This is a genomic window from Micromonospora polyrhachis (genome assembly GCF_014203835.1).
Taxonomy (GTDB): domain Bacteria; phylum Actinomycetota; class Actinomycetes; order Mycobacteriales; family Micromonosporaceae; genus Micromonospora_H; species Micromonospora_H polyrhachis.
Map to the genome: position 1 here is coordinate 758,207 of NZ_JACHJW010000001.1, position 25,437 is coordinate 783,643.

Here is a 25,437-nt window from a genome sequence, read left to right on the forward strand (position 1 = left end):
AGGGCCGGGGCGCGCACGGTTTCAGGAAGTTGGAGCGAACTGACTACTGCCGAAGATCACGCGCAGCTCATGCCATCGGGTGGCGAGGTAGCGCGGACGGACTACCGGCGAGGAGGCCCTCGCGGCCCAGCCGGCCGGGGGTACGGGTCGGCGTCCGGCTCCCAGATCGGCGTCCACGCAGGCCGCTCGATCAGCCGCAGCGGAGCCGCGAGCCGGTCGGCCCGTTCGTCGCCGGGGAGTCGATCTCCCGTTTGCTCGGTGCCGGAGCCCTGGTCGATCCCGAGCCGCTGGCCGATCCCGAGCCGCTGGTCGACCTCGATCGGGTCGGAGACCAGAACGACGTCGGTGACCTGCACCACCGGCATGGTTGCCAAATCCGGGCTGGCCGACGTCAGCCCGCCACTCGCCGTGGCCTGCCAAACACCGGCAGTCAGGGCAAGCACGATCGTGGCCATCGCCAGGCCGGTCAGCATCCGCAGGGACCGGCGCACCACCCCCCACAATGGGCGGGCGAGTGCGATGGGAACCACGACACCAACCTACCCCGTACGACGCCGTTACGCATCGGCGGTTACGAAAGTCTCCCAGCCGACGGACAAGGGCGTCGGCCACCGCGCATCAGGATCCCGGTTCGCCGAGGCCATGCAGTTCGAGCCGGTCCTCCCGGACCCGGTCGGCCAGGTCGAGTTTGGTGTGGGCGGGTCGCCCCGCCTCGGCGTACTTGCGTTTGACCCGTTCCAGGTACTCCCGGGCGGTGCCGTACGCCACCCCTGCCCGTCGCGCCGCCGCAGCCAGTGTGGCACCCGAGGCGTACGCGGTGAGCACCGCTCGTTCCTGCGCGGACAACCGCGGCCGGTGGGGGCGCGAGTCCCGGCTCAACACGAACGCCAACTCGGGACTGACCACCAACCCACCCGCGACCACATCCCGGATCGCCTGCACCAGGACCTCCAGGTCCTGGTCCTTGGTGACGTATCCCGAGGCCCCCGCCTCGATGGTGGCCAGCACCCCGTCGGCATCCGGAATGGTGGAGACCACCAACACCTGCGCACCGGTGGCCAGCACCCGGGCCACGTTCTCCGCAGGCACCGAGTTGTCCCGCAGGTTGAGGTCGAGCAGCACCACCTGTGGCACCGCTGCCGGATCGACCTCGGTCAGGTAACCGGCCACCGTGGTGCTGACCAGCACCAGGTCGACGTCCGTGATCGGGGCCAGCCAGGACCGCAGCCCGCCCAGCAACATCCGGTCGTCGTCGATGGCACCGATCCGGATCACGCTCATGCCGGCCACCTCATCTCCACCGTGGTTCCCTGTCCCGGCTCACTGTCGATCAGCACCGCGCCGCCGCTCTCGGTGATCCGGGCCGTGATCGACTCGCGTAGCCCGATCCCCCGCCGGACGGCGGCGACGTCGAATCCCGTACCCCGGTCGGCGACCGTGACCTGAAGCCGTGCCGGCGGTTCACCGGCCACGGCGACCGGCGACGGGCCGGTGATGGTGACCCGGGCCGACTGCGTCCCACTGTGCTTGGCCACGTTGTTGAGCGCCTCCCGCACCGCCTCCGCCGCTGCGTCGGTCACCGTCGGGGGCAGGTCGTCCGGCACGTCCGCGATGTGTGTGTGCACCCGCAACCGGGACGTCGCCGGCTCCCGGCCGATGGCGGCGAGCGCCCCGACGAGACGCATCCCGGCGGTGGAGGCGGTGGTGGCGATCAGACCCCGCAGATAGTCCGCGTCGGCCGCCAGCCGCTGCCGTACCTGCGGATCCCCGGCGTCGAGGCTGCCTCGGGACAGCGCGCTCAACGTCGACAGCACCGTGTCGTGCAGGATCCGGTACTGCCGGGACCGTTCCACCTCCCGGACCGCATCCGCCTGGACCCGGGTCTGCGCCTCGGCGAGGGCTCGCTCGGCGGCGGCCGAACGGGCCGCAGCGTCCAACAGGGTGCGGGCGACGATCGCGCCGACCACCGGCACCCCGACCAGCATGGCCAGGTTGCCCAGGACGCTGGAGAGGACGATCGGCCCAAGCGCCAGGGTGGCGTGGACGCCGCCGAGGTAGGCGACACAGAGGACGAGGTGGCCTACCAGCGCCCGCGTCAGGGGCCAGGCCAACGCGATGCCGAGCGCCGCGCCGATGCCGACCGGGAGGGTCGGGTGGCTGAACCCCGTGCCGGCCCCGGGCGTGGTCACCCACCCGCCGACCAGCAGCGCCAGCACCGACACGCCCGCGTCTACCACGGCCAGCGTCGGGGTCAGGCCACGTTGGGCCCAGGCCAGGACGAGCACCACCACGACCACCACCGCCGGTACGGCGTACGCCGCCCAGGCCGCTGCGACGGACCGGAGGCCAGCCGTTCCGCCGGTGGCGACGGCGATCGGCCAGGCGGCGAGTTGGGCGATCCGGACGCCGGTCAGGATCGCCAGCAGTGTCACTGTCAACCGCTGTGGGGCATCGGAACCCCCGTTCAGTGGGGTCCTCCGGACGTCCTGGCGGCCGGTCGACGGTACGGCGGTGACGGTGGCCATGGGATCAGCATGCCGAACCCGGTCACCGGGCCGGGTGTCGGCCACTCTGCCGACAGCAGTTCTTCCGACGTGCCGGACACTGTCGGCACCGGTCAGGATCCTCGCAGGACTTCACGTCGCCCCGCATCCGGGAGGATTGCCCCATGAGTTCGATCCGCACCGCGTCCAGCCGATCCCGTCGACGTCTCCTGACGGCGTCCCTGGTCGCGGTCGCGCTCCTGAATGCCATTGCGGGCTGCGGAAACTCGACGGTTCCCGTACCCGGACCGGCAGCGTCGAGTCCCGCCTCGCCCGGCTCCACCGGTGGGGCTGCGCCGTCCCCGGCCGGGTCTGGCCAGCGGGTCGAGGTCGATGGCCGGACCGTCACCGCCGTGGCCCCGCGACTGACCTTTCCAGCCGGCAGCAAGGTCGATATGGCCTTCGGCGACGACACCTCCGCGACGGTGATCCTGGACCAGCCCGCACCGGATCGGGTGCTGGCCCACTATCGCGCCGAGGCGCCCGCCCAGGGCTACACCATGGTCACCGACACCGGATCGACCCTGCACTTCCGGGGGTACGGCTGGGTGGTGCAGGTGATCACCACATCCGCCGATTCCACCATCACCTTCGGGCTCGACGAGCCGGATCCGGAGCCGGCGACCCCCGGTCAGCCGCCGGCGGACGTGGCGATGACCGGCCGGGAGTTGGGTGTCACCAACCTGCCGTTCAACTTCCGGTTTCCGCCCGGCACGCGACTTGCCAACGTCTCCGACCCGGTCGCCGGTGCCTCCTTCACCCTGGTCGCGCCCGACCCGCAGACGACGCTGGCCTTCTACCGGCAGTACCTGCCGACCGGGTTCTTCGACATCGTCGGTGACGAGACGGCCAACGGCACGACGGTCGTCAGGTTCCAGAAGGACGAGGGCGAGTGGACCGGCACCATCACGGTGACCGCCGACCAGGTCCGGATCACCACCCGGAAGCACCGCTGAGGAGGCGTCGGCCACGTCCGTATCCTTACGCCTCTACCGTGAGGGGGACTACATGCGACGGTCAGCGGCCGCATCGATAGTGATGTTCCTGGTGGCGGCGTCGCTGACGGTTGGCTGTGGACCGGAGTCGCCCAAATCGGCGTCGGCGTCGGCATCGTTCATCCCGACCGCTGGGGTCTGCCACAAGATAGCCAGGCAGGTCGAGCCATACGCGCCCATCAACTGCGCGGAGAGCCATGAGGTGGAAACGTTCCACGTCGGCGCGTTCGCTGGCGAAGATGCCTCACCCACGCGTCCGCCCACAGACGGCTCCCCCGTACGGCTACGCGCCTACGCCGCCTGCGACGTCCAGGCATCGTCCTTCGTCGGCGGCAACTGGCGGGAGGCCCGACTGCTGCTCCGGGTTGTCCTTCCGTCGACGGCTGCCTGGACCGCGGGGCAGCGTTGGTTTCGCTGTGACCTCAGCGAGGTCGGCGCGGCCTTTGATCCCCACCCGGTGCCACGGGCCGGCACCCTGGTTTCGGCACTGAGCACGCCTTCCTCACTGCGCCACAACTGCTATGTGGCAGGGCTGGAGGCAGGCCAACTGAGCCGCATGTTTCCGATGAGCTGCACCGAACCGCACAACACGGAGTTCGCCGGGGTCTGGACCGCCCCGGCCGGGCCGTACGCGGAGTTGCCCGATGACGCCATGCTGGACGGTTGCCTGAGCAAGATCGCCGATTTCGCGGATCTGCCGAACGACGATGACATGGCTGCCCGCTCCGGTGCGCTCTACTTCCCTCCCGAGGAGATATCCTGGACGGCGGGCGATCGAGGTGTCCGCTGCTTCCTCTGGCTCGAAGAGCGCACGGTGAGCAAGTCCCTGAAGTCGGTCGGCGTGAAGGACTTCCCCATCCCTCGAGACTGATGTCGATCATGTGCTGCCCGGAAAACGATACGGGGATTCGGCGACGGTGATCGTCCAGCCCTTCAGTCGCCGCCGTCATTGGAACGCCAGGTACGTCATCTGCGCCGGATGACGTACCTGGCGTTCCAATGAGCTGAGTGGGGCGGCACCACGGCACGTCTTCCTGGTCCGCCGACCATTCTCGACGAACGTCAACCGAGCTCGACGTACGCCGATCATGCTCGACCGTGGTCGGCATACCTGCCGACTGACCACACCTCACTCCCAGCTGCCCCTACTTTCAGCAGCCGAACCATCACCGAATGAATCGATGATGAACAATTGTTTACATGGCGTGTGATGTGTGCCATGGTACACGCCACACCCCACAGCCATCGGGGCAATTCGATCGCCCACGGCTTCGGGAAACCACCTCCATTAAGGAACGGCCATGCCCCCGTGCAGCCTCCCCGACCCTGCTCCCACCTATCGGCCGCACCCCCACGCGACCGTCATCTCGCCCGGAGGCGACAGATGAAGCACACACTCTCCGGCCGACTGGCCAGACTCGCGACCGTGACCCTCGTCCTGACGATGGGTCTGGCCCTACCGGGCCAGCCCGGCACGGCAGCCCCGATCGCCACGGCGGCACCGGCCGCCGGACCGGCACCGGTAGACGGGCCACCGCCGGTCGGCACCGAAGACACCACCGGACACACCCAGAAGACGCCGCTGGCCGTACCGGACCGGGCGCCGCTCCCGTCGACCAAGGACCAACTGAGGCGGGACTACGACGACCCCACCACCGCCCAGCGGCCGGCGCGACCCTCGACCACCGGACGGGCCACCACCGCGGCTGCCGCCTGCAACACCAGCGACTTCACCAGCCGGACCGGCACCGCCCTCGTACAGCAGATCGAGGCATCGACCACCGACTGCGTCAACACCCTGTTCAGCCTGACCGGCAGCGACGCGTACTACGCCTTCCGCGAGTCGCAGATGGCCAGCGTCGCGTACGGGCTAAGGGACAACGCCAGCAGCTACCCCGGCAACAACAGCACCAGCACCGCCCAGCTCGTGCTCTACCTGCGGGCCGGCTACTACGTGCACTGGTACTACCCGGAGACGGTCGGCACGTACGGCGGCACCCTGCAAACCGCCATCCGTTCCGGCCTGGACACCTTCTTCGCCAACAGCCGCTCCGGTGACGTGTCCGACGCCAACGGGGAAACCCTGGCCGAGGCGGTGACGCTCATCGACAGCGCCGAGGAGAACGCCCGCTACCTCTACGTCGTCAAGCGCCTGCTCAACGGCTACAACAGCTCGTACGACAACTCGTGGTGGATGCTCAACGCGGTCAACAACGTCTACATCGTGTTGTTCCGTGGCCACCAGGTCCCGACCTTCGTCACCACCGTCAAGGCCGATCCGAGCGTCATCGACACGCTCCACAACTTCGCCTCCGGTCACCGCGCCCTGCTCGGCACCGAACAGGGTTACCTGACCTCGAACGCCGGGCGGGAACTCGGCCGGTTCCTCCAGCACACCGACCTGCGGACGAAGGTCCGGCCGCAGGCCCGGGGCCTGCTGAACCTCAGCTCGATCACCGGTCCGACCGCACCTCTCTGGGTGGGCGTCGCCGAGATGACCGACTACTACGACAAAACCAACTGCGCCTACTACGACACCTGCGACCTCCAGGCCCGGCTGGCCGCCACGGTCCTGCCGATCACCTACACGTGCAGCGCCAGCATCCGGATCCGGGCCCAGCAGATGACGTCGTCCGAGCTGAGCTGGGCGTGCAACAGCATGCGCAACCAGGACGCCTACTTCCACTCGCTGGTGGCCGACAACGGTCCGGTCGCCAACGACCGGAACACGCTCTTGGAGGTCGTGGTCTTCGACTCCAGCACCGACTACCAGACGTACGCGGGTCCGATGTTCGGCATCGACACCAACAACGGCGGCATGTACCTCGAAGGTGACCCGGCGGCGGCCGGCAACCAGCCCCGGTTCATCGCGTACGAGGCGGAATGGGTGCGCCCGACGTTCGAGATCTGGAACCTGAACCACGAGTACACGCACTACCTCGACGGTCGGTTCAACATGTACGGCAACTTCACCGCCAACATCTCCACCCCCACCATCTGGTGGATCGAGGGCTTCGCCGAGTACGTCTCCTACTCGTACCGGAACCTCACCTACACGGCGGCCATCACCGAGGCCGGCAAGCGCACCTACACCCTGCGGAGCCTCTTCGACACGACCTACAGCCACGACAGCACCCGGATCTACCGGTGGGGCTACCTCGCCGTGCGATACATGATGCAGTCGCACCGGTCCGACCTGACCACCCTGCTGGGGTACTACCGGACCGGTAACTGGAACGCGGCACGGACCTTCCTGACCAGTACCATCGGCAGCCGCTACGACAGCGACTGGAACGCCTGGCTCACCGCCTGCGCCACCGGCAACTGCGGCGGCGGCACCAACCCGCCCACCAACCAGGCCCCGGTGGCCGCGTTCACCGTCACGGCCAGCAACCTGACCGCCTCCTTCACCGACCGGTCCACCGACAGCGACGGCAGCGTCGTCGCCCGCTCCTGGAACTTCGGCGACGGCAGCAGCTCGACGGCGACCAACCCCGCGAAGACGTACGCCAACGTGGGGACGTACACCGTGACGTTGACCGTCACCGACGACAAGGGCGCCACCGGTACGACCACCCAGAGCGTCACCGTGGGTGGTAACACTCCGGTGGCCGAGTGCACCGGCAGCGACGTGCGGATGCTGGGCCGCAACTGCCAGCGCAGTGGGCTCGCGGCGACCAGCGGCAACTACTACTACCTCTACCTCGACGTCCCGGCCGGCACCACCACCCTGCGGATCACCGCCTCGGGTGGTACCGGTGACGCGGATCTGTACTACAACCGCAGCACCTGGGCCACCACCTCGGCCTACGACAACCGGTCGGTCAACACCGGCAACGGCGAGACCCTGACCATCACCAACCCACCGGCCGGCTACCACTTCATCAGCCTGTACGCCACGCAGGGCTTCACCGGCGTGACGGTGAAGACCGAATACTGATCCCCCACCCTCCCGGGCGGGTGTCGACGACGTAGTGGTCACGTCGATGCCCGCCCGGGCCTACCTACGGCGGACCACCTGCCCGCCTCTCCCGCACACACGCTGCGAGAACCGTGCCGGCCGGTGCGGCGTACGGCAGGATCGGCAACATGGACCCCGCGCCCGCCGGCCGACCACGAAGGTCGACGGATCCACCCGCCGGCCGACCACCAAGGTCGACGGATCCACCCGCCGGCCGACCACGAAGGTCGACGGATCCACCCGCCGGCTACCCGCCCCGCCCGAGCCGGGCGGAGTTGGCGGCAGCGGTGGACCTGGTCCTGCCGGACGTCATCGCCTCCGGACTGGCAGTCCTCTTCTGTGGCATCAACCCGGGGCTCTACTCGGCCGCCACGGGCTGCCACTTCGCCCGGCCGGGTAACCGGTTCTGGCCCGCCCTGCACCGCGGCGGGTTCACGCCACGCCAGTTGGGGCCGGTCGAGCAGTACGAACTGCTTGGCCACCGGCTGGGCATCACCAACCTGGCACCCCGGGCGACCGCCCGAGCCGAGGAGCTGACCCGACCGGAGCTGCTCGCCGGGGCGACCATGCTGGCGGCGAAGGCCCGCCGGTACCAACCGGAGTGGGTGGCGGTACTCGGAATCACCGCCTACCGGATCGGCTTCGCACAACCGCACGCCGGATTCGGTCCGCAGCCGGAGTCGCTCGGCCCGGCGAGGATCTGGGTACTGCCGAACCCCAGCGGCCTGAACGCGCACTACACAGCCGAGAGTCTCGGTGCCGCCTTCGCGGAACTGCGGGCAACCGCGCTCAGGTGACCAACCGGCTTCGGCCGAGCCGATCGACGCGCTGTGGCCGGACCCGGGTTGGCGGGCCGGTGTCCGATAGGCTGAGCGGGCTGACGAGAGCCGGGGTGGTGTGGGCGTGACGGCCGAATGGCGGACGGGTGATGCCACCACGGGCAGCACCGGAGGGAACCTGGGACTGGCGACCCTCGGCGGGCGGCAGAGCCTCCGGGAAGAGGTGGCGCAGGCGCTGCGTGCGGCCATCGTCGCCGGGCAACTACGACCCGGGACCATCTACTCGGCACCCACCCTGGCCGGACAGTTCGGGGTCTCCCCCACCCCGGTCCGGGAGGCGATCCTCGATCTGGCCAAGGAAGGGCTGGTCACGATCGCCAAGAACAAGGGGTTCCGGATCAGCTCACTTTCCGACGAGGAGCTGGACGAGATAACCGAGATCCGGGAGCTGCTGGAGATCCCGGTGGTCGCCAAGCAGGTCGGCCGGCTCTCCGCCGAACAGTTGAAGCGGCTCCGGGCGCTGGCGGACTCGGTGGTGGCCGCTGCGAGCCGCGGTGACATGGTCGGCTACATCGAGGCGGACACCGCGTTCCATCTGACTCTGCTCAGCTCGGCCGGCAACCGGCGGCTGGTGGACATGATCGCCCACCTGCGCAACCGCACCCGGCTGTACGGGCTGGACGCGCTGGTCAAGAGCGGCCAGCTGGTCGCCTCCGCCGATGAGCACGTGCAACTCGTCGAGCTGCTGGAGACGGGCAACCGCGAGGCGGTCACCGACCTGATGCGTCGCCACCTGCGACACGTACGCGGCATCTGGGCCAACCGCCCGGAGTCGGAACACGGCGAGACGCGGGGCTGACGTCCATACCGCCGCAGCTGTGACGGCGGATCCACTCCGGCCGGCACCACATCGAGCGGGCACAGTTCGAACAAGTCAGCCGACCGCTCGTACGGATGTCCGCTGGTTGTTCCCAGGCGACGGTCTGGAATGCTTCGCCCATGCCTTCCTACCCGCCTAACTTCGCCGACCAGGTCGTCGCACCGCCAGCCCGTGCCCAGTTCGAGGCGTTCCTCGATGACGACGACACGATCGCCACCATCCAGCACGCACACCGCGAAGCCTGCGAAGCATCACGCCATGCGACGTCATCCCCGGGTTTGGATGACATCCTGTCCGGCTGACGAGCGAGTGGGCATCTCTCGCCCGCTTTTCCCTGGTCGACGAGTTCTACTACGGAAGTCCTGTGATCCGCCACGACGCCCTGGCCGCCGGTGGGCTGGACAAGGCGTTCTCCGTAACCGAGTTCAGCAAGTAGGCCACCGGCGGCGCCGAATGCGGCCGCGTGCGTCACGCGATACATCGAGTGGCTACTGGCGCGAGCCGTCGCTCGGTCACCCGCCCGTGGTAACACCCCGTTCGGCAGGACTGGCGTGTGCCGCGATCAGGCGCCATCCCCTGTCCCCGTCCAGGATCCACGTACGCGTGTAACGCACCCGGGCGAGGAACGGCTCGCCGGCCAGGGTTCCTTCCAGCGTGCCGAGGAACCAGGTCACCCCGGTGCCGCCGACCACGAGCACCGACAGGTCCTCCTCTTCCACCCGGGTCATCGACTGCTGGCCGGATCGGTGCACATGTAGGTCGTCCTGTTTGGAGTACAAACCGCCGTCAGGGCCCGTGAACACGAGCCGGTCGTCAATCAACCGATCCAACGCCTCGACATCAGAGCCCAGCTGAGCCCGTTGTAAACGCCGCTCGGCAGCGCGCAGCGCCTCCACTTCGGCGAGACCTGTGCCGCCAGTTCCGGAGCCGAGAGCATCGTCCGACGGCTGACCCACGCGAGACATCGACCGACCCCTTACCCTGCTGTTTGAGGAATGCTCAACCATCCTGTCACACGCCGATCATGCGTGATGCCGGCCGCCAGGAGTGCTTGATCAGATGCGCACTCATGCCACCGAGCACACCGAGACAGGTCACCCTACAAGCTACGCGGCGTAACGACTCCGGCGACGACTGCGACGGGCGCGATCGGACCGCACCTGACACCCCCGCCCACGCGGTCATCCACGAGTGTTGATCGGTTTTATCAGACCATGATACGGTGCCATGTAACATTTTACTGGAGGCCAGATGGAATCCATCCCCTGGCAGGGCGTCCTGGTCGCGACCACCCTGCCGTTCCGCTCGTCCGACCTAAGCGTCAACCTCGACGCCTACACCGAGCATGTCCGTTGGCTCGCCGACAACGGCTGCCATGGCGTGGTGCCCAACGGCTCGCTCGGGGAATACCAGGTGCTCACCGTCGCCGAGCGGATCGCGGTGGTACGCGCGGCGGTCGCCGCCGCACCCGAGGGCTGCTCCGTCATCCCCGGCGTCGCCGCCTACGGCGCTGACGAGGCACGGCACTGGGCCGACAAGGCGGCCGAGGCCGGGTGTGCCGCCGTCATGCTGCTGCCACCCACCGCCTACCGCGCCGACGAGACCGCGGTACTGGCCCACTATCGGGAGGTCGCCAAGGTCGGCCTCCCGATAGTGGCCTACAACAACCCGTACGACACCCGGGTCGACCTCACCCCCACCCTGCTTCGCCGGCTCTACGACGAGGGGCTGATCGTCGCCGTCAAGGAGTTCAGCGGCGACCCACGGCGGGCCTACGAACTCGCCGAACAGGCCCCCGGGCTCGACCTACTGGCCGGTGCCGACGACGTCGCGCTCGAACTGCTCAACGCGGGGGCGGTCGGCTGGATCGCCGGCTATCCCAACGCCATCCCCCGCTCGTGCGTCCGGCTCTACCGGGCTGCCCGGGCTGGCGACCTGGCCACCGCCGCCCCGCTCTACCGGCGGTTGCACCCCCTGCTGCGCTGGGACTCCCGGTCCGAGTTCGTCCAGGCCATCAAACTCTCCATGGACCTGGCCGGGCGCAACGGTGGCCCCTGCCGGCAGCCCCGCCAGCCCCTGACCTCCGCCGCCACCACCGAGATCCGGAAGGCGACCGAGCAGGCCCTGGCCGTGGAGCAGCAGGACATCGTCGACGGTGCACCCGTCCCGGACGGCGGTCGCTGATGCGTAGTCGTCGGGTCATCCACGTCGTCGACTCCCACACGGAGGGGATGCCGACCCGGGTGGTGACCGGAGGGATCGGCACCATCCCGGGCGACACGATGGCGGAGCGCCGCGAGCACTTCGCCACCCACCTCGACCAGCTACGCGGCCTGCTGATGTTCGAACCTCGGGGCCACTCCGCGATGTCCGGCGCCATCCTGCAACCGCCCACCCGACCGGACGCGGACTACGGCGTGCTCTTCATCGAGGTCTCGGGTTACCTGCCGATGTGTGGGCACGGCACGATCGGGGTGGCGACCGTGCTCGTCGAGACGGGCATGGTCGAGGTCACCGAGCCGGTCACTGTCGTACGGCTGGACACCCCCGCCGGGTTGGTGGTGGCCTCCGTCGCGGTGCAGGACGGCGTGGCCCGATCGGTGACCCTGCACAACGTGCCGTCCTTCGCGGTCACCCTCGACGCCCAGGTCACCGTCCCCGGGTTCGGCCCGGTCCGATACGACATGGCCTACGGCGGTAACTTCTACGCCATCGTGGAGTTGGCCGAACTAGGGCTGCGCCTCGACCGGTCTGACAAGCAGCGGCTGCTCGACGCCGGCCTGGCGATCATGGGCGCGATCAACGAAGCTGCCCCACCGAAGCATCCGGAGCAGCCGCACATCTCCGGCTGCCGCCACGTCTACCTCGCCGAGGAGGGCTCCGACGCCAGGCTGTCCCGACACGCGATGGTGATCCATCCGGGCTGGTTCGACCGGTCCCCGTGCGGCACCGGCACCTCTGCCCGGATGGCCCAGTTGCATGCCCGAGGGCTCCTGCCCCTTGGCGACGACTTCGTCAACGAGTCGTTCCTCGGCACCCACTTCATCGGACGGCTCGTCGGCGGCACCACCGTCGGTGGGCGGGCCGCGGTGCTGCCCACCATCACCGGGCGGGCCTGGCTGACCGGTACGGCGCAGCACTTCCTCGACCCAAATGACCCGTTCCCGGCTGGGTTCCTGCTGTGACCGCGCCGTTGTCCGGCTCGACCCAGCCGATGCTCGCCAGCCGGTCGCCGCAGTGCCCGGACGACCTGGTCGCCGAGGCGGCGGCCGTATCCCCCGCGACGGTCGAGGTACTGGCCCGGCAGGCACGCTCGGCCCAGGCAAGCTGGTGGCATCAGGGTGCCGCCGCCCGGTCCGCCGTGCTACGGGCGGTCGCCGACCGGCTCCGCGCCACCACCGACGAACTGGTCGACCTGGTCGTACGCGAGGTCGGCAAGCCGGTCATCGAGGCGCGCGGCGAACTGGCGCGCAGCGCCGCGATCCTGGACTACTACGCCCAGTCCTGCTTCGCCGCCGTGGGCGAGATGTTCCCGCCCTCCCTGCCGGCGACCCAACCCGGGCTGCTCTTCACCGAACGTCGGCCGTACGGGGTCGCCGGACTGATCACACCGTGGAACTTCCCGCTGGCCATTCCACTGTGGAAGGCGGCACCGGCGCTGGCTGCCGGCAACGCCGTACTGCTCAAACCGTCGCCAGACGCGCTCGCCTGCGGGCAGGCCATCGCCCGCCTCTTCGCCGGGCTGGTGCCCGACGGACTACTGGCCGTCGTGCCCGGGGGTGCCGAGACCGGGCGGGCCATCGTCGAGGCGAGCGACGTGCTCTCCTTCACCGGCAGTGTCACCGTTGGCCGACAGGTCGTGGCCACCGCTGCCCGCCGGGGACGGCCGGTGCAGGCCGAGATGGGCGGACAAAACGCCGCCATCGTGCTGCCCGACGCCGATCTCGCCGAGACCGCCGCGATGCTGGCCGGCGCAACCATGGGCTATGCCGGGCAGAAGTGCACGGCCACCCGACGGATCATCGTCGTCGGCGACTCCGAACCGTTCACCGAGGCGCTGGTCGCCGCCGTCGTGGCGTTGACGGTCGGCGACCCGGCCGACCCGGCGGTCACCGTCGGGCCGGTCATCACCGCCGCCGCCCGGGCCCGGGTACGCGACGCCGTGGCCAGCGCACGGGCCGCCGGTGCCCGGGTCCTCACCGGGGAACGGACGCTGCCCGAGGGGTACTACGTCGCGCCGGTGCTGGTGGACCGGCTCGACCCGGCGCACGCCCTCGCTCAGGAGGAGACCTTCGGGCCACTGGCGGCGATCCTCTCCGCCCCCGACGTCACCACCGCCGTCGCCCTGGCCAACAACGTGCCGTACGGGCTGGTCACCTCGGTGCACGGCCGGGACGTCGGAGCGCTGCTACAGGCTGCCCGGGGAGCCGACACCGGCCTGGTCCGGGTCAACGCTCCCACCACCGGGGTGGACTTCTACGCACCGTTCGGCGGCGAGAAGGCGTCCAGCATCGGGCCCCGCGAGCAGGGGCTGGCCGCCCTGGACTTCTATGCCTCAACCCGGACCATCACCCTCGCCGCACCGCCGGCAGCTACACCGTCCGCAGCCGCACCGTCCATAGTCGCACCGTCCGCAGCCGCACCGTCCATAGTCGCACCGCCCGTAGCCGCACCGGCTGCGGCTGCGTCACCCGTACCGGCCGCAGAGAGGAAGCTCCAGTGAACCGTCCCCCCTTCCACACCGGGAGCCACGACCTGCCGGTCAGCGCCGCGCTGGCAGAGTTCATGCGGACCGGCTGGGTGGACACCGAACAGCATGACCTGCCGGTCGCCGAGGTCGCCGGCTGGGCCGTACCCCGGCGTCGCCGACTGCACGAGGCGTTCCCGGGGCAGCGGCTGGTCGTACCGGCGGGGAACTTTCAGCGCCGTACCAACGACCAGGACTACCGCTTCCGGCCGCACTCGGCGTACACCTGGCTCACCGGTGACCAGACCGCCGACGGGGTACTCGTCATCGAGCCGGACGGCGAGCCCACGCTCTACCTGCGACCCCGCTCCGGACGTGCCGACGGGGAGTTCTTCCGCGACCGCAGGTACGGCGAACTCTGGGCCGGGCGACGGCCCACCCTCGGCGAGAGCGCCCGCCGACTCGACCTGCCCACGCGACACGTCGCCGAACTACCCAAGACGCTCGACGACACCACCCCGACCCGGGTGCTGCGCGGGGTCGATCCGCACGTCGACGCGCTGCTGCCCGGGCCCGCCGATGATCTCGCCGATGCCGAGTTCACCGCGGTGCTGGCCGAACTCCGACTGGTCAAGGACGAGTGGGAGATCACCCAGCTGGCGGAGGCGGTCGCCATCACCACCCGGGGCTTCGAGGACGTCGTACGGGCATTGCCGATGGCGATGCGCACCTCCGAACGCTACCTGGAGGGGGTGTTCTGGCAGCGAGCCCGGCTGGAGGGCAACGACGTCGGCTACCACTCGATCGTCGCGGCCGGGGCACACGCGGCGACCCTGCACTGGATCGACAACGACGGCCCGATCCGCGAGGGTGACCTCCTGCTGCTGGACGCCGGGGTGGAGACCCGCAGCCTCTACACCGCCGACATCACCCGGGTGCTGCCGATCTCGGGACACTTCACCCCCCTCCAGCGGGACCTGTACGAGTTGTGCCGGCACGCCAACGACGCCGCCCTGGCCTGTCTGCGCCCCGGCGCGCAGTACCGGGAGTTTCACCGGGCGGCGATGACCGTACTGGCGCACGGGCTGGCCGACCTGGGGGTGCTGCCCTGCTCCGCTGAGGAGGCACTAACCGAGGAGTCGGGCCTGTACCGCCGGTGGACGCTGTGCGGCTCGGGGCACATGCTCGGTCTCGACGTGCACGACTGCGCGGCGGCCCGGTCCGGCCAGTACCTCGACGGACGGCTGGCCGCCGAGCACGTGTTGACCGTGGAGCCGGGACTCTACTTCCAACCCGACGACGAACTCATTCCGGCCGAGCTGCGCGGGATGGGGTTCCGGATCGAGGAGGACATCGTCGTCACCGACGACGGCTACCGAATGTTGTCCGACGCGCTCCCCCGAACGGCGGCCGACGTCGAGGCGTGGATGCACCGGATCGGTTCGTGAACGGTCTCCGCGCGGACCTGGTCGTCGTCGGGGCCGGGATGGTCGGTGCCGCCTGCGCCTACTACGCGACGCGGGCCGGGCTCTCCGTCGTGGTCGTCGACCGGGGCGGGATGGCCGGCGGCACCACCGGGGCCGGCGAGGGCAACATCCTGGTCTCCGACAAGCCGCCCGGCCCGGAACTGGCGTTGGCACAGTGGTCCGGCCGGCTGTGGCGGGCGCTCGGCGACGAGTTGGGGACGCATGGGATCGAGCTGGAGCCCAAGGGCGGCCTGGTGGTGACCGCCTCGCCGGAGGAACAGGCTGGGTTGGTGACACTGGCCGCCCGGCAACGCGCGGCCGGCGTCGACGTGGTCGACCTGGCCGCCGACGACCTGGCCGGCTACGAGCCGCACCTGGCCCGGGACCTGTGCGGCGGGGCGTTCTATCCGCAGGACATGCAGGTGCAGCCGATGCTGGCCGCTGCTCAGCTACTACAAGCCGCCGGTGCCCGGGTGCTGACCCGGACCACAGTCACCGGCATCCGCCGTGACCCCATGGGTCGGGTACGGACCGTGGTCACCGACCGGGGGGACGTCCACACTCCGGCGGTGGTCAACGCCGCCGGAGTGTGGGCGGGGCAGTTCGCCGAGCTGGCCGGGGTCCGGCTGCCGATCCTGCCCCGACGCGGGTTCGTGCTGGTCACCCAGGCGCTACCGCCCCTGGTCCGGCACAAGGTCTACGCGGCCGGTTACGTCGCCAACGTCGGCCGGGACAGCGCCGACCTGGAGACCTCCCCGGTGGTCGAGGGCACTCCAGCGGGGACGATCCTGATCGGCTCCAGCCGCGAGCGGGTCGGCTTCGACGCCACGATCTCCCTGCCCGTCCTGCGGCGGCTCGCCGCCGGGGCGGTCCGCCTGTTCCCCGTACTCACCTCGGTGGCGGCGATCCGCGCCTACCGGGGGTTCCGCCCGTACAGCCCCGACCATCTGCCGGTCATCGGCGCGGACCAGCGCGTGCCCGGCCTCTACCACGCCACCGGGCACGAGGGGGCCGGCATCGGCCTCGCCCCGGCCACCGGGCACGCCATCGCCGACCTGCTGACCGGGCGGTCCCCCGAGGTCGACCTAGAACACTTCGCCCCGGAGCGCTTCGATGTCCACTTCTGACGGTCGGTACTTCAGCTTCGACGGCCACCCGATCGCCACCGACGGCGAGCGGTCCATCGCCGCCGCCCTGCTCGACGCGGGTATCCGGTCCTGGCGTACCACCCGGGTCAACGGCCGCCCCCGGGGCGTCTTCTGCGGTATCGGGGTCTGCTTCGACTGCCTGGTCCGGATCAACGGGACGCCGGACCAGCGGGCCTGCCTGGTCACCGCACGACCCGGCGACGTCGTGGAGAGCGAGGACGTCGTGAAGACCCGCGACGTCGTGGAGACCCGCGACCTCGTGAAGACCCGCGACCTCGTGGAGACCGAGGACGGAGGGACGAGCGCGTGACGACGTACGACGTGATCGTGGTCGGGGCTGGACCGGCCGGGCTGGCGGCGGCGGTCACCTCGGCCCGGGCCGGCTGCCGGGTGGCGCTGCTGGATGCCGCGCCACGCCCAGGTGGGCAGTACTGGCGGCACCGGTCCGACGCCGACGGCCGGGAGCACCACGACTGGTCGACCTTCCGACGGTTGCACGCCGGACTGGACGGCGTAGACCACCACGCCGAGGCGGCGGTCTGGTTCGTCGAGCCCGGTCTCACCGTGCACACCCGCACCGGCCAGGTACGCGGCCGGCGTCTCGTCATCGCCACCGGGGCGTACGACCGGGTGGTGCCGTTCCCCGGCTGGGACCTGCCGGGGGTGCTCACCGCCGGTGGCGCGCAGGCCCTGCTCAAGGGCCAGGGGGTACGGTTCGGCCAGCGGATCGTGGTGGCCGGCACCGGCCCGTTCCTGCTGCCCGTCGCGACCGGCCTCGCCACCGCCGGGGCTACCGTCCTCGGTGTCCACGAGGCCAACCAACCCACCCGCTACCTGCGACAACTGCCGGCGCTGGCGGGAGCGCTCGGCAAACTCACCGAGGCGGGCGGGTACGGTGCGACACTGCTGCGGCACCGGGTGCCCTACCGGACTGGCTCGGCGGTGGTGGCCGCGCACGGCACCGACCGGCTGACCGCGGTGACGGTCGCCTCGACCCAGAGCGGTCGGGTGATGCCCGGCAGTGAGCGCGAGGTGGCTTGTGACGGGCTGGCGGTCGGTTACGGTTTCACCCCACAGCTGGAGTTGCCGCTGGCGCTCGGCTGCGCGACCCGGCTGGACACCGACGGCAGCCTCGTGGTGACGGTCGACGCGGCACAGCGGACCTCGGTGCCCGGGGTATACGCGGCCGGCGAGGTCACCGGGGTGGGCGGAGCCGCGCTCGCCCTGGTCGAGGGTGAACTGGCCGGGGCCGCCGCCGCGACCACGCTGGGCGGTGACCCGCCGTGGTCCGCCGGGCGGCACGCCCGCCTGCTGCTGCAGCGGCGCACCCTACGCCGGTTCGCGGCAGCCCTGCACGCGGCGCATCCCGTACCGGCCGGTTGGCCGGGTTGGTGCGACGACGACACGGTGCTCTGCCGGTGCGAGGAGGTACCGGTCGGTCGGGTACGGCAGGCGGTACGGGACGGGTCCGTCGTCGACGCTCGGGGCGCGAAGCTGATGAACCGTACCGGGATGGGCTGGTGCCAGGGTCGGATGTGCGGCTACGCCACGGCCTGCCTCACCGCCCGGACGACCGGACGGCGGCTCGCCGCAGCCGACCTGATCGCCTATGGTGCTCGCCCCATCGCGCAGCCGATCACCCTCGGCGAGCTGGCCGACGACGACTGAACGGCACCTCGCCCTTGTGCGGGCGACACCTGGTCGACTTCGCCGGGAACAAGCCCGAACGGATCCGAACAGCGAAGAGCTTGATCGGCAACCGCCCCGGCTCGACGCTGGAACGAACCTGGAAACCGGGCCGGTGGTGACGAAGACGGGGAGTAGGAACGTCATGGGTGGTGTTTCCCGCGCGAAGCTGGGTGTGGCGTCGACGTACGTGGCACCGACGACCCGGACCGAGCAGCGGCTGGCGGAGCTGTGGAGCGCCAAGCTCGGGGTGACCCCGGTGGGCGTCCAGGACGACTTCTTCGAACTGGGCGGGGACTCCCTGCTCGCCGCCGACCTGCTGATGGACATCTACCGTGACCTTGGCATCGAGGTCGACGCCGCCGTGCTCTTCCTATCCCCGACCATCGCCGACCTGGTCGCGGCGATGCCGGTGAACGTCCCGGAGGCACGGGTGCGATGAGGCTGGACCGGCCGGCGGGCAGCGCTGCCGTCGATCTCGACCGGGTGGACCTGGCCGATGCCCGGCTGTACGGCGAGGGCGAACCGCACGCGGTCTGGGGGGTGCTGCGGGAGCGGCAACCGGTCCGGTGGCAGCCGGTGGCCGGCAAACCGGGATTCTGGGCGGTGACCAACTATGCCGCCGCCGAGCGGGTCCTCACCGACCACCGTGTCTTCACCTCCGAGCACGTCCGGTCGACCTGGCTCGCCGGGATCAAACGGCTGCCGATGGTCGCGGTCCCCCGCCGTGGTTGACCTGCTACGGAATCAGCCTCGCGTGGTGGCGTGCCGTGTCAGCATCTAGGGCGTGGGCCGTACCGTGAGCCGATGCACCAGGCCCGGGATGAATGCGACCCGCTTACACCTTGTCCGGGTCGCCCTGCCGGGTGACGCCGGTGATGCTCAGAAATACGCCCCATGCGGCCAGCAGCACCGCGACGAGTGTGTTCCACCAACTCGGTGTGAGCCAGGGGAACGAACCCACGATGAATACCGCTGCGGCGGCGATGCCCACGACCCTCCCCCAGAGTCCGCTGCGCGTCGACCACGTGAGTGTCACCGCGGCGACGGCGAAGCCCAGTAACGCCAGGTGCAGGGTGCCGAACGTCGAGCTGATGAGCAGAGCCAGCGCATCGGGGGACAGGTCAATCCCATATACCGGGTAGACCAATCGGCCAACAACGAGCAGAAGTACCAGGAGAGAGACGAGAGCGACGGCAAGGGCGGAAAATCCGACGTTGATCCGCGCCAATCGTTCCGCTTTCCGCGTGCCGAAGAGTCCGCGTGCGCCGGCTCCCCAGCTCACGATCGCGAAGAACAGCAACTCGTCGCTCCACGACAGCAGCGCCTTGCCGTTGTCGACCCACGCCCTCATGTCGGCTACCTCGGACGGCGCGCTCGGGAGCAGCGAGAGGAGTAGAAGAGCAACGCCGGTGAGTAGCGCGCCCACGGCCGCCAAAAACCCATGTACTCGTTCGGCAGAGGGCCTCGTGGTTGGTCCCATCATCGCTCACCTATCCGACTCGACATTCCACAGTGTCCGGCGGTCCGGCCCCGGTCACTTCCCGCGACGTCATTCTCCGCATGACTCGCAAGCGCTGCGCCCCGTCAGATACGACCAGGACGTGCGTTGCAGCGAAGTCGAAGCCAGCTACGGGTCGCCCGGTTACGCACCGTCGAGGCGAGTGACCCGCCCTAGTCACTACGTACGCACAGGGCCCCGAATAGCGAGCTGACCGAGCGTCAACTGTGCCGATGTGTTCACTGGGCCTCCGTCGAAGAACCGCCCGCCGGCCGGAGTACGAAATCGGCACGCCGACGACCTCGACGCCCCGCCACCCCCGTAAGCGGATATGCCAGTCTCGTAACCAGTCGCACTCGGCAGAAAGAGGAGCGAACGGATTCGAACAGATCCGAACGCCCGAAGCCGCTGGTAGCCCCCTCCGGACCGGCACCCGCACCGATACCGTCGGAGCAGTGACGGATCGAGGAGAGTAGCTGTGGCCGAACGTGCCGCCACGTACGCCGAGGTGTTCGCCGTACGTGAGTACCGCTACCTGCTCGCGGCGTACGTGCTGTCCCTGGTGGGAGACCAGCTCACGGCCGTCACGGTGGCGTTTCTCGTCTACACGACCACCGGTTCGGCCGCACTGGCCGCAGCAGCCTTCGCCAGTTCCTATCTGGCCTGGCTGACCGGCGGGCCGTTGCTGTCCGGCTTCGCCGACCGGCTCCCCCGTCGGCGCGTGCTCATCGGCTGCGACCTGGCCCGCGCGGCGCTCATCCCCCTGGCGGCCCTGCCCGGCCTGCCCGCTCCGGCCCTGGTGGCGCTGCTCTTCGGGGTCAACCTGCTGCGTCCGCCGTTCGTGGCGGCCCGTGCCGCCCTACTGCCGGACGTGCTCGACGGTGACCGGTACCCGGTGGCCAACGGACTCGACAACACCATCGCGCAGGTCGTCCAGGTGGTCGGCTTCGGAGTGGGTGGCAGCCTGGTGGCGCTACTCTCCATGACCGGCGCATTGCTCATCGACGCAGGTACGTTCCTGGTGTCCGCGCTACTCATCCTGATCGGCGTACGCCCGCGCCCGGCATCGGGGCGAGCGGGTGGGGCGGTCCCGGGTGGCATCGCCATCGGCCTACGCGTCATCTTCACCGATCGCCGACTTCGCGCCTATGTCGTCGTGCTCTGGGTGGCCAGTGCCTTCACCTATGCCGCCGAGGGGCTGATGTCTCCGCTGGCCGTCCAGTACGGCGGCGGCCCCGGCCTGGTCGGACTGCTGCTGGCGGCGGCACCGCTGGGGATGGCGGTCGGTGGGGTGGCCATCACCCGGCTGTGCCCACCGCCGGTACGGCCACGTCTGGTCCTCCCGTTGGCCGCCCTGTCCGGCGCGGTCCTGGTGGCGGTCTGGAGCGCACCTCCGCTGTGGGCGGTGCTGGGCCTGCTACTGCTGGCTGGTGCCAGCAGCTCGTTCGCCGTACCACTGAACGCGCTCTTCGGGCGGGCGGTGCCGGCCGAGTACCGGGCTCGTGCCTTCGGGATCGCCATCACCGGCCTGAGCGGATTCCAGGGACTGGCCATGCTGCTGGCTGGTCTCGCCGCCGAGCGGTGGAGGGCTACCACCGTGATCGGGACCGCCGGGCTGCTGGGCGCGATCGCGGTGCTCGCCTCGGTTCCGCTCTGGCCCCGACGGACCCGCCCGGCCGTGGTGTTCGAGCCCGCTCCCGAACAACCTCGTACGACCTCGACCAGCCCAGAGCCTTCCGTTACCGAATCCTCGCGGGCCAGGCTTGGCTGACGGGTCGTCACGGGGGTGACCCGCAAGAGAAGGGAGTGGCTCATGCGTGGCGTATGCGCGGGGCGTGGCGTTAGCTGGACCTGATAGCCCCTGGGTGGGCGCGCTGGAGTGGCATGCGGCTGATGCCTCGCGATGCTGCTCCGGCGCGTCCTTCGGAACCCGACCTTCCACCGGGCCGGTCCTGACACCGATATCCGGTATCCACTGTGGGCTATGTTGGTCGCAGTGAGAAGCAAGGGTGTCCGAGAAGAAGCGCCATGACCGGGCCTGAGCCGTGCCTCGACCCGAACACGACGTCGAGCGCGGGACAGTACGTCGCCCTGTTACGGCAGGTCCGGGACCGGTCCGGGCTCACCTTCCGGGCCATCGCGCGACGCGCTGCGGCCAACGGCGACGTGCTACCGGCGAGCACCCTGGCCACGATGTTCGGCCGGGTCACCCTGCCCCGCCGGGAACTCGTCGTCGCCCTGCTCCGCGCCTGCGACATTCCCGAGGATCAGATAGCCCGTTGGTTGACGTCCTGGCACCGGTTGGCGGCAGGCCGGAGTCAACGTCCCGCCGTACTCCGCCTGCTGCCGAGCACCGCCGAGCGTCACGAGCCGGCCCGGTCGGCTGACCACGAACTCGCCCCCCGGCTGGCGCCCGTCACCGCTGGTAAACCGATTCCGTTCCAGCTTCCGCCAGCGCCGGCGCTGCTCGTCGGCCGAGAGGCCGCGACGGCCCGGCTCGCCGAAGCGATGACGAGCGCCGGTGCGGTATGCCTCGTCCAGGGGGCCGGCGGCATTGGCAAGTCGGCCCTCGCGCTGCACTTCGCGCACCAGGTCACCGACCGGTATCCCGGTGGCTGCCTCTACGCCGACCTGCATGGTGCCAGCGCGGGCATCGCACCGATCGAATCCGCGGAGGTCCTGGCCCGCTTCCTACGTGCCCTGGGCGCGCCCACCATCCCACTGTCGGTGGAGGAAGCCAGCACCTTGTTCCGAACCATGACGGCGGCGTCTGGCGGTGTCCTGGTGGTCCTGGACAACGCGGCGTCGGCGGAGCAGGTGCGCCCCCTGCTGCCGAGCGGACCGGACTGCACCTCGATCGTCACGAGCCGGTGGAGTCTGGCCGACCTGGACACCACCGTCCGGATTCCGCTGGAACCGCTGTCGGACCAGGCGGCGCTCACTCTGCTCGGCGGGCTCGGGGTCGCGGAGCGGGTCGCCACCGAACCGGCGGCGGCAGCGATGATCGTACGGCGGTGTGAGGGCCTGCCGTTGGCGATCCGGATCGTGGGCGCGCGGGCGGCAGCCCGCCCCGACGCCACGCTCGGTGGGCTCGCCGAGCGGATCAGCGACGAACGCCGACGACTCGACCTGCTGGAGGTCGGCAACCTCTCGGTCCGCGCCAGCCTGAACCTCGGCTACCAGGCGTTCAGCGAGTCGCCGCACGAGGAGCAGCGGGCGGCGATCCGCCTGTTCCGGCTCGCCGGCCTGCCCGACTGGACCGATGCCGGCCCACCGGCCTGCGCGGCATTGGCGGACGTGCCGGTCCCGCTGGCAGAACGGCTGCTCGAACAGTTGGTGGACGCGCACCTGCTGGAGCCGGTCGGCGACACCCGCTACCGGTTCCACGACATGGTCCGACTCTTCGCCCGGGAATGTGCCCACACGGTGGAGGGGCCAACTGCCCGGCAGGAGGCGCTGCATCGCCTCACCGCTCACCTGTTCGCCACCACCGCCGCCGCGGCCCGACTGCTCTATCCCCACGACCACTTCCCGTTCCACAACCTCACCCATCCTGCCGGCCATCCCCATCAGCTGAGGAGCACCGCACAGGCGTGGAGCTGGTTCGAACACGAGCACACCAACCTGCTGGGCATTGCCCGCCAGCGGCTCATGGCCGGTCAGGCGCTGGCCGAGGTACGTGACCTCGGGCAGGTCATCATCAAGTTCCTCGACTACGCCGGCTACGTGACGGAGCAACTGCAGTTCGGGGAGTTGGGGATCGAGGCGGCGCAACGCCTCGGCGACCAGTCGGCGACCGCGCTGGCGCTGAACGCCATGGCAGTGGGGATGCTGCGGGAGGGCCGGCTGAGCAAGGGCATCTCCCTGCTGGAACGCAGCCTGTCCATCCACCGCGACCTGGGTGACCGGGCCGGAGAAGCCGCCTGCCTGAACAACCTGGGCAACGCGCTACGGGACAGTGGTGACCTCGACGGGGCGTTGGCGCACCTCCAGGCGAGCCTCGCCCTCCGGCGGGAGTTGGGTGACCAGTACAAGGAAGGCTCGGTGTTGGACAACCTCGGTCTGGTGTTGCAGCGGCGAGGCGAGTACGCCCAGGCGGTGGCCCATCACCAGGCAAGCCTGGCGATCACCCGACAGTGTGGTGACCGGCTGCGGGAGGCGTTGAGTCTGGTCAACTTCGCCGAGACGCTGCGGGTCTCCGGCGACCACGTGGAGGCGATCCGGCAGGCACACCAGGCGCTGACGATCTGCCAGGAGTTCGACCACCGCCGGGGCATCGGCCTGGCACAGCAGGTGCTGGGCGACGCCCACGCCGCACTGGGTCGGATGGCCGAGGCGCGCCAGCACTGGACCGAGGCCCTGAGCCTGCTCGACGGCCTCGATCGGCAGGCCCAGGCGAAGCTACGAGCCGCGCTCGACGGTGACCCGGACACCGGATCGGCGAACTGACCACGGTCAAGGGGGTGAGGAGCACGGTCAGGAGGTGAGGAGCACGGTCAGGGGGTGAGGATCACCTTCACGCAGCCGTCCTGCTTCTTCTGGAACATCTCGTACGCCCGGGGCGCCTCGGCCAGCGGCAGCCGGTGGGTACGCAGGTCAGCCAGTCCGAGCGGGTCGTTGTCGTCGGCGAGCACCGGCAGGATCTCGTCCGTCCAGCGGCGTACGTGGCACTGCCCCATCCGCAGTTGGATGCCCCGGTCGAACATCTCCATCAGCGGCATCGGGTCGACCTCACCGCCGTACACCCCGGAGATGGAGACCGTGCCGCCCCGGCGGACCGACTTGATCGCGGTGTGCAGCACGGCGAGCCGGTCCACGGCGAACCGGTCCGTCATCGGCTGGGACACCTTGTCCGGCAGGAGACCGGCGGCGGCCTGGGCAAGCTTCGCCACCCGGGATCCGTGTGCCTCCATGCCGACCGCGTCGATGACGGCATCCGGCCCCCGCCCGTCCACCATGTCGATCAACGCCCCCGGTACGTCGTCCAGGTCGCTCACGTCGACCACCTCGATGCCGTGCCGCCGGGCCATCGCCAGCCGCTCGGGTACCAGGTCCAGTCCGATGACCCGGTCGGCACCGAGGTAGCGCCCGACCCGGGCGCAGAGCTGCCCGACCGGCCCGAGGCCGAAGACGGCGAGGGTACCGCCGCGCGGGGTGTCGGCGTACCGCACCGCCTGCCAGGCGGTGGGCAGGATGTCGGAGAGGTAGAGGTAGCGCTCGTCCGGGCCGCCCTCGGGGACCTTGATCGGACCGAACTGGGCCTGCGGCACGCGAAGGTATTCGGCCTGGCCACCCGGGATCGAGCCGTAGAGGCAGGTGTAGCCGAACAGTGCCGCTCCCTTGCCCTCGGCGCGGACCTGGGTGGTCTCGCACTGGGCGTAGAGCTGGCGGTCGCACATCCAGCACGATCCGCAGGCGATGTTGAACGGCACCACCACCCGGTCGCCGGGACGTAGCCCGCTGACGGCGGGCCCCACCTCCTCGACGACGCCCATCGGTTCGTGGCCGAGTACGTCCCCCGGTTTCAGGTATGCCCCGAGCACCTCGTACAGGTGCAGGTCGGAACCGCAGATGGCGGTGGAGGTGACCCGGACGATGGCATCGGTCGGCGCCTCGATCCGGGGATCGGGGACATCGGTCACCCGAACGTCACGCTTGCCCTGCCAGGTCACTGCCTTCATCTGGTCCCTCCACGGCGCTCGCGGCGAACGGTTCCTCCCGGTAACAGGGCCTCTTACCCCTACAAGCGGGGATGAATCGCCAGGCGCCTCGGAAACGCGTCCGACTGGCG

The 25,437-nt window shown here is 70.0% G+C and carries 23 protein-coding genes; 17 read left to right on the forward strand and 6 right to left on the reverse strand.

Going from position 1 to position 25,437, the window contains the following annotated elements:
• Positions 1-101: 101 nt before the first annotated feature.
• The 3 genes from FHR38_RS03075 to FHR38_RS03085 form a co-directional block, all read right to left on the reverse strand.
• Entirely contained in the window at positions 102-530 is a 429-nt protein-coding gene (locus FHR38_RS03075; protein WP_184532587.1) for a hypothetical protein, read from the reverse strand.
• Positions 531-618: 88 nt separating this feature from the next.
• Positions 619-1,281 (reverse strand): transcriptional regulator, encoded by a 663-nt coding sequence (locus FHR38_RS03080; protein WP_184532588.1) that lies wholly within the window; start codon positions 1,279-1,281, stop codon positions 619-621.
• Positions 1,278-2,525 carry a sensor histidine kinase gene (locus tag FHR38_RS03085; RefSeq protein WP_184532589.1) on the reverse strand — a complete coding sequence of 416 codons (1,248 nt, stop codon included), beginning with the start codon at positions 2,523-2,525 and terminating at the stop codon, positions 1,278-1,280. Before FHR38_RS03085 ends, FHR38_RS03080 begins: the two co-directional genes overlap by 4 nt.
• Positions 2,526-2,668: 143 nt before the next feature.
• On the opposite strand from FHR38_RS03085, the gene FHR38_RS03090 reads away from it, so the two are divergent.
• The 6 genes from FHR38_RS03090 (at position 2,669) to FHR38_RS03115 (ending at position 9,460) form a co-directional block, all read left to right on the forward strand.
• Entirely contained in the window at positions 2,669-3,499 is an 831-nt protein-coding gene (locus FHR38_RS03090; protein WP_184532590.1) for a hypothetical protein, read from the forward strand.
• Between the two features lie 52 nt (positions 3,500-3,551).
• Positions 3,552-4,409: a septum formation family protein gene (locus FHR38_RS03095; protein ID WP_184532591.1), complete on the forward strand. Its 858-nt coding sequence runs from the start codon at positions 3,552-3,554 to the stop codon at positions 4,407-4,409.
• 513 nt (positions 4,410-4,922) lie between these two features.
• Positions 4,923-7,478 (forward strand): collagenase, encoded by a 2,556-nt coding sequence (locus FHR38_RS03100; RefSeq protein ID WP_184532592.1) that lies wholly within the window; start codon positions 4,923-4,925, stop codon positions 7,476-7,478.
• Between the two features lie 149 nt (positions 7,479-7,627).
• Positions 7,628-8,296, forward strand: coding sequence for a G/U mismatch-specific DNA glycosylase (gene mug / locus FHR38_RS03105; protein ID WP_184532593.1), 669 nt, complete (start codon positions 7,628-7,630; stop codon positions 8,294-8,296).
• 106 nt (positions 8,297-8,402) lie between these two features.
• Positions 8,403-9,137, forward strand: a complete 735-nt coding sequence (locus FHR38_RS03110; RefSeq protein WP_312881763.1) for a GntR family transcriptional regulator — start codon at positions 8,403-8,405, stop codon at positions 9,135-9,137.
• Between the two features lie 140 nt (positions 9,138-9,277).
• Positions 9,278-9,460 (forward strand): hypothetical protein, encoded by a 183-nt coding sequence (locus FHR38_RS03115; RefSeq protein WP_221448896.1) that lies wholly within the window; start codon positions 9,278-9,280, stop codon positions 9,458-9,460.
• Between the two features lie 210 nt (positions 9,461-9,670).
• On the opposite strand, the gene FHR38_RS03120 is transcribed toward FHR38_RS03115, so the two are convergent.
• On the reverse strand, positions 9,671-10,054 hold the full coding sequence (locus FHR38_RS03120; protein WP_312881764.1) for a nuclear transport factor 2 family protein: 384 nt from the start codon (positions 10,052-10,054) through the stop codon (positions 9,671-9,673).
• Positions 10,055-10,409: 355 nt separating this feature from the next.
• Between FHR38_RS03120 and FHR38_RS03125 the strand changes: the two genes are divergently transcribed.
• The 9 genes from FHR38_RS03125 (at position 10,410) to FHR38_RS03165 (ending at position 18,880) form a co-directional block, all read left to right on the forward strand.
• Positions 10,410-11,342 (forward strand): dihydrodipicolinate synthase family protein, encoded by a 933-nt coding sequence (locus FHR38_RS03125; protein WP_184532594.1) that lies wholly within the window; start codon positions 10,410-10,412, stop codon positions 11,340-11,342.
• Positions 11,342-12,343: a proline racemase family protein gene (locus FHR38_RS03130; protein ID WP_184532595.1), complete on the forward strand. Its 1,002-nt coding sequence runs from the start codon at positions 11,342-11,344 to the stop codon at positions 12,341-12,343. The genes FHR38_RS03125 and FHR38_RS03130 overlap by 1 nt, the downstream gene beginning before the upstream one ends.
• Positions 12,340-13,881 (forward strand): aldehyde dehydrogenase family protein, encoded by a 1,542-nt coding sequence (locus tag FHR38_RS03135; RefSeq protein ID WP_312881766.1) that lies wholly within the window; start codon positions 12,340-12,342, stop codon positions 13,879-13,881. The genes FHR38_RS03130 and FHR38_RS03135 overlap by 4 nt, the downstream gene beginning before the upstream one ends.
• 62 nt (positions 13,882-13,943) lie before the next feature.
• The gene (locus FHR38_RS03140; RefSeq protein WP_184539174.1) at positions 13,944-15,293 is read left to right on the forward strand and encodes an aminopeptidase P family protein; all 1,350 of its coding nucleotides are present in this window, start codon (positions 13,944-13,946) and stop codon (positions 15,291-15,293) included.
• The gene (locus FHR38_RS03145; protein ID WP_312881767.1) at positions 15,290-16,438 is read left to right on the forward strand and encodes an NAD(P)/FAD-dependent oxidoreductase; all 1,149 of its coding nucleotides are present in this window, start codon (positions 15,290-15,292) and stop codon (positions 16,436-16,438) included. Before FHR38_RS03140 ends, FHR38_RS03145 begins: the two co-directional genes overlap by 4 nt.
• Entirely contained in the window at positions 16,425-16,769 is a 345-nt protein-coding gene (locus tag FHR38_RS03150; RefSeq protein WP_184532597.1) for a (2Fe-2S)-binding protein, read from the forward strand. Before FHR38_RS03145 ends, FHR38_RS03150 begins: the two co-directional genes overlap by 14 nt.
• A complete protein-coding gene (locus FHR38_RS33070) occupies positions 16,766-18,127 on the forward strand; it encodes an FAD/NAD(P)-dependent oxidoreductase (RefSeq protein ID WP_184532599.1) in 1,362 nt (453 codons plus the stop codon). Before FHR38_RS03150 ends, FHR38_RS33070 begins: the two co-directional genes overlap by 4 nt.
• A gap of 163 nt (positions 18,128-18,290) precedes the next feature.
• Complete coding sequence (locus FHR38_RS31860; RefSeq protein WP_184532601.1) at positions 18,291-18,587, forward strand: phosphopantetheine-binding protein; 297 nt, start codon at positions 18,291-18,293, stop codon at positions 18,585-18,587.
• A complete protein-coding gene (locus tag FHR38_RS03165) occupies positions 18,584-18,880 on the forward strand; it encodes a hypothetical protein (RefSeq protein WP_184532603.1) in 297 nt (98 codons plus the stop codon). Before FHR38_RS31860 ends, FHR38_RS03165 begins: the two co-directional genes overlap by 4 nt.
• Before the next feature lie 103 nt (positions 18,881-18,983).
• Here FHR38_RS03165 and FHR38_RS03170 read toward each other — a convergent pair whose 3' ends face one another.
• Positions 18,984-19,499 (reverse strand): hypothetical protein, encoded by a 516-nt coding sequence (locus tag FHR38_RS03170; RefSeq protein WP_184532604.1) that lies wholly within the window; start codon positions 19,497-19,499, stop codon positions 18,984-18,986.
• 625 nt (positions 19,500-20,124) lie between these two features.
• Here FHR38_RS03170 and FHR38_RS03175 point away from each other — a divergent pair.
• Positions 20,125-21,417, forward strand: coding sequence for an MFS transporter (locus FHR38_RS03175; RefSeq protein ID WP_221448898.1), 1,293 nt, complete (start codon positions 20,125-20,127; stop codon positions 21,415-21,417).
• A gap of 257 nt (positions 21,418-21,674) precedes the next feature.
• Positions 21,675-24,095 carry a tetratricopeptide repeat protein gene (locus FHR38_RS03180; protein WP_184532606.1) on the forward strand — a complete coding sequence of 807 codons (2,421 nt, stop codon included), beginning with the start codon at positions 21,675-21,677 and terminating at the stop codon, positions 24,093-24,095.
• Positions 24,096-24,142: 47 nt separating this feature from the next.
• Here FHR38_RS03180 and FHR38_RS03185 read toward each other — a convergent pair whose 3' ends face one another.
• Positions 24,143-25,327: a zinc-dependent alcohol dehydrogenase gene (locus tag FHR38_RS03185; protein WP_184532608.1), complete on the reverse strand. Its 1,185-nt coding sequence runs from the start codon at positions 25,325-25,327 to the stop codon at positions 24,143-24,145.
• Positions 25,328-25,437: the final 110 nt, after the last annotated feature.